The sequence below is a fragment of the Microcystis sp. M179S2 genome, from assembly GCF_020245805.1.
GTDB lineage: Bacteria > Cyanobacteriota > Cyanobacteriia > Cyanobacteriales > Microcystaceae > Microcystis > Microcystis aeruginosa.
The window spans coordinates 1-4,713 of record NZ_JADBUE010000386.1; the positions used below are offsets into that span (position 1 = coordinate 1).

The 4,713-nt window shown below is 41.8% G+C and carries 3 protein-coding genes and 3 pseudogenes; 5 read left to right on the plus strand and 1 reads right to left on the minus strand.

Annotation, left to right across the window (positions count from 1 at the left end; genetic code table 11):
* Nucleotides 1–417 (plus strand): annotated as a pseudogene (locus tag IM500_RS24020) (hypothetical protein); the annotation flags it as partial.
* 25 nt (nt 418–442) lie between these two features.
* On the opposite strand, the gene IM500_RS24660 reads toward IM500_RS24020, so the two are convergent.
* A complete protein-coding gene (locus IM500_RS24660; RefSeq protein WP_353737938.1) occupies nt 443–748 on the minus strand; it encodes a hypothetical protein in 306 nt (101 codons plus the stop codon).
* A 13-nt stretch (nt 749–761) separates the two neighbouring features.
* Between IM500_RS24660 and IM500_RS24665 the strand changes: the two are divergent.
* The 4 genes and pseudogenes from IM500_RS24665 to IM500_RS24900 all read left to right on the plus strand — a co-directional run.
* A pseudogene (locus tag IM500_RS24665) lies at nt 762–833 on the plus strand (DUF2283 domain-containing protein); the annotation flags it as partial.
* A 66-nt stretch (nt 834–899) separates the two neighbouring features.
* Nucleotides 900–1,124, plus strand: a complete 225-nt coding sequence (locus IM500_RS24025; RefSeq protein WP_012267820.1) for an AbrB/MazE/SpoVT family DNA-binding domain-containing protein — start codon at nt 900–902, stop codon at nt 1,122–1,124.
* A gap of 4 nt (nt 1,125–1,128) precedes the next feature.
* A complete protein-coding gene (locus tag IM500_RS24030; RefSeq protein ID WP_287739665.1) occupies nt 1,129–1,371 on the plus strand; it encodes a type II toxin-antitoxin system death-on-curing family toxin in 243 nt (80 codons plus the stop codon).
* Nucleotides 1,372–1,406: 35 nt separating this feature from the next.
* Nucleotides 1,407–4,540: pseudogene (locus tag IM500_RS24900) on the plus strand (CHAT domain-containing protein).
* Nucleotides 4,541–4,713 lie beyond the last annotated feature (173 nt).

Consider the following 4,713-nt stretch of genomic DNA (forward strand, 5'->3'; position numbering starts at 1 on the left):
ATTATTTTTGATCTAGAGCGAACTAATCAATTAAGTCTCTTGCCAGATAAGGATTTAGTCGATTTATGCCCCCCTATCGAACCATACCAGGTAACGAAGAACCCAAAAGAAGTGGCGATGAAAGAGATCAAACAGATAGAGTTTCAAGGCAAGGTTATTATCAAAAGCGGAGAGCTTGTTATTCGTGGGGAAGAGAAATCAAGCAATCCAAAACAGAATAGACAAAGCTGGACGGAACCTTTACAGAACTTCAAAATTATTGATGTTAATGAAGGAAAAGCGGAAGTAACTTTAACCTCGCTAGATTCTCCAAAAATAAGAGGAATCGAGCGTGTAGCCCTTAACAGTTCCTACGTTGTCGAGGAAATTAAATTCAACCCCTCGGACAAAATTGAGATTCAAGTAAACCCGCATTAAAATTCACAAAAGAGAGGTTTATTTTTTAAGCAATTAAGGAAGACTTTAAATGGGAAAGTTGGCTGATGTATTGTTCGATTATTTTTGGTGATATTGGATCGTTTAAGGTCGGGTTAGCGAGGTCAAAGATGATGTCATTGATGAGATTTTCCTCATCTGTTTTATAGGCGATATCTTCTCTGCATTCGATGGCATCGGCCCAGTTTTCTAGGTCGGTGGCAGATAGAGCGTTATTGAGATAGCGATCAAGAATATCGATCAGATGCTCTTTTTTTAGGGTGATAATTGCTTCGCTACTGTCCCAAGGAAAGGTTTTTAGGATAGGGAGGATAGTTGATAGGGATGATTTTCCGTTGGAAGAGAGTGAAAAACAAGAGATTAGACAATGGTTCGGAAAGTTAATACTAAATTGTTAAGTGATGTGAGAAATTCAGGAAATATGGGAGGTGCTATAATTGATATATTTACTCAGTCAAAAAACGATGATTAAGTTAAAAGTCACAACGGTAGGGAACTCTATGGGGGTGATTTTCCCGAAAGAGTTGGTGGAGAAGCTGCGCCTTAGTAAAGGCGATATGCTCTACGTCTTGGAAACGCCGAATGGCTTTGAGCTTACACCCTACGACCCCGAATTTGTCCAGCAAATGGAAGTGGCGGAGGAAGTGATGCGCGAAGACTGGAATGTTTTGAGAAAGCTGGCAACTTAGGCTCATGAACCAGCTAATCTGGATAGCTGATGGGGTAGCTCTCGCGATTCATGACCGCCAAATAGCCGAGCATGGTGGATTAGAGGGTATTCGAGATGAGGGGTTGCTAGAAAGCGCACTTTCCCGACCGCAAAATCTTCTGGCTTATTCTGAGTCGCCTCCTGACATGGCTTCTTTGGCAGCAGCCTACGCTTATGGGATTGTCAAGAATCACCCTTTTGTAGATGGGAATAAGAGAACGGCATGAGGTCTATTAACTAATAACTGATAGCGGAAATAACTATGAATCCCAAATTTTACGCATTACTTACCCTTTCCCTAGTGGCTACCGTCACCCTACCAGTTGTTAACGGGAAACTCTCCTCTCTCGTCCCTGCGGTAATAGCGCAAAATACGGATGCGAGGAAAGCCGAAGCGGATCAACTTTTGCAATTATGTCGCCAGAATCTTGATAATAATCAAGTAAAATTGGCGATTCAATCCTGTCAACAGGCGGTGATAGCCTACCGGCAAATTAAAGACCTTTCAGGGGAAGCTAAATCTACCGTTAATTTAGGCAATGCCTATGTTAACGACGGTCAATACCGTCAAGCTATTTCTGTTTTAGAAAATGCGGTTAAAATAGCACAAGAGTCAAAAGAACGTCGTCTAGAAGCCCTCGCCTTTTTAAATCTCGGTGGGGCTTACTATGAGTTAGGAGAATTTAAGGAGAGCATAGAATTTTTTCAGCAGACTTTAACCATCGCAAAAGAAATTAAGGATGCTGATTTAGAAAAAAGTGCTGAAAAACTTTTAGTATTAATGGAAGCAGAAAAACAGCGAAAAGAAGCGGATAGGCTTTTACAGCAAGGCGCTCAACAATATAAAATAAGTCAGTTTCGAGAAGCCTTGCAATCGTGGGAAAAAGCCTTACAAATTTATCAAGAAATCAAAAATCGTCAGGGAGAAGCGGCTTCTTTAGACAATTTAGGAAGTGCTTATCTTTCCCTCGGACAATATCAAAAAGCGATCGAGTCCCACCAAAAGTCTTTAGTCATTAACAGAGAGATAGTTAATCGCCAAGGAGAAGCCAATTCTTTAAACAATTTAGGAAACGCTTATAGCTCCCTCGGACAGTATCAAAAAGCGATCGATTACCACCAGCAGTCTTTAGCCATCACGAGAGAGTTAGATGATCGTTCTGGGGAAGCCAAGGTTTTAAACAATTTAGGAAACGCTTACCAATCGCGTGGAGAGTATCAAAAGCGATCAATTACCATCAGCAGTCTTTAGACATCACGAGGGAGTTAGATGATCGTTCTGGGGAAGCCAAGGCTTTAAACAATTTAGGAGTTGATTACCACTTACTAGGACAGTACCAAAAAGCTATCAATTACCACCAGCAGTCTTTAGAAATCGCTGAGAAAATCGGCGATCTAAAAGGGCAAGCCAATGCTCTCGGCAATTTAGGAAACGTTTACCAATCCCTCGGACAATACCAAAAAGCGATCGATTACCACCAGCAGTCTTTAGAAATCGCTGAGAAAATCGGCGATCAAGGAAGTAAAGCCAGATCTTTAGGCAATTTAGGAAATGCTTACCAATCCCTCGGACAATACCAAAAAGCGATCGATTACCACCAGCAGTCTTTAGCCATCGCGAGGTACATAGGCCTTCGCCAAGAGGAAGGGTCTTTTTTAAACTATTTAGGAGTTGCTCACTACTTCCTCAGAGAGTACAAAAAGGCGATCGATTACCTTGAACAGACTTTAGCCATTGCGAGGGAAATAGGCGATCTAAAAGGGGAAGCCGATTCTTTAGGCAATTTAGGAAGTGCTTATCTTTCCCTCGGACAATATCAGAAAGCGATCAATCACCATCAAGAGAATCGAGCCATAGCGAGGAAAATCGGCGATCTACAAGGGGAAGCTAATTCTTTAAATAATTTAGGAGTTGCTTATCAAAAGATAAATCAACCCGCAGAAGCGATCAAGAATTTGGAAGAGTCCCTCAACATTATCCTCAAGATACGGGGAGATATTTCGAGGGAAAATATTGCAGGTCAAAATCGAAAATCGTTTTTAGCCTCTAACGAGAAAACCGTCATCACCCTCGCCACAATCCTCATCCAGCAAAATCAACCAGAAAAAGCCTTTCAATGGCTAAACCTCGCCACTACCGCCGATCTCGCCGATTACAATCGCCTGATTAATGCCAAAGTTGCTGATCCCGATGCACAAAAAGCACTTGATAACTGGAACACCGACAATCAACAACTCGAAGGAATGCGCCGACAACTACAGGATAAATTCTCTGAAGAACTGGCACAACAGATCCGACAATTCGAGGAAAAAGTCTATAAAAATGCGGAAAATATCGGAGATAAATATCCTGAAATTGCTGAACTTTTTGAAAGTAAACCCACTGACATCGCCCAACTCCAGAAAAATATCGCTCCTGATACCCTCGTTATTCAACCCGTTCCCCTCCGCGATAAAGTCGCCCTATTTCTCGTTACTAGAGAAAAATTAATCGTTATTCAAAGTGATACAAAACGCGAGGAATTGAATAAACTCGTCAGCGAATACCGTACCCAATTAGCCGATCATAAAAATAGCGATGTGGATGTTACCGGTGGCAAACTCTACGAGATTTTAATCCGTCCCATTGAATCACAAATCGCCACCAGTTCCCCGAAAAATATCGCTATTATCGCCACTGGACAACTGCGCTATATTCCCTTTGAAACCCTCTACGATAAAAAAAATGACCAAGTTCTCCTAGAAAAATATCCGATTTATTATTTAACTCGCATCTCCACATCTACTCCTCCCGCGACCGAAAGAAAACCCTTACAAGGTCTAGCATTTGCTAACCCTAAACCCACCCAAGAAGAACTTAAAGGCACAGAAATAGAAGCAGAAACTATCAGCAAAATCTTTCCGGGAAGTGAAAAATATCTCGGTACAAACGCAACTCTAGATATATTCAAAAAACAAGCCTTTCGCTTCTCGATTCTCCACCTCGGAACTCATGGCTGTTTTAAGCGTGCTGGCTGTCCTAATTTGGATATGCAAGCTAATACTATTCTTTTCGCCAATAAAGAGCAATATAACATCGCTGATGCCGCATTATTAGGCTTAAAAAATACCGAATTAATCACCCTGAGTGCCTGTCAAACCGCCAAGGAAGCCAACGCAGACGGACAGGAAATATCGGGACTTGCTTACGTCCTAGAAAGAGCCGGTGCTAAATCAGTAATAGCCAGTCTTTGGAATGCTGAAGATAATACCAGTGCCGAAATTATGACCCAATTTTATCAAAATCTCAAGAATGGCATGACTAAAAGTGAAGCCATGCGACAGGCCAAACTGAGTCAAATTAAAAGCCATCCTTATTTTTGGTCGCCCTTTATTTTGATTGGGGCTGCTAATTAAGTAGGTAGGCACAATTATTTGTAGGATGGGTTAGCGGTAGCGTAACCCATGCGGGCGTTGGGTTTCATGCTTCAACCCAACCTACGTTCATTTTATATTTAATTCCACCCACCCACTTAGGGTTTGCGGCAAAAAGTACGGGCGAAGCATTCGGATAGAAAATCTACGGTTTC

Excerpts from the sequence above, each read along its gene's own strand:
- IM500_RS24025 (WP_012267820.1), top strand. The coding sequence starts at position 900 with ATGATTAAGTTAAAAGTCACAACGGTAGGGAACTCTATGGGGGTGATT.
- IM500_RS24030 (WP_287739665.1), top strand. The coding sequence starts at position 1,129 with ATGAACCAGCTAATCTGGATAGCTGATGGGGTAGCTCTCGCGATTCAT.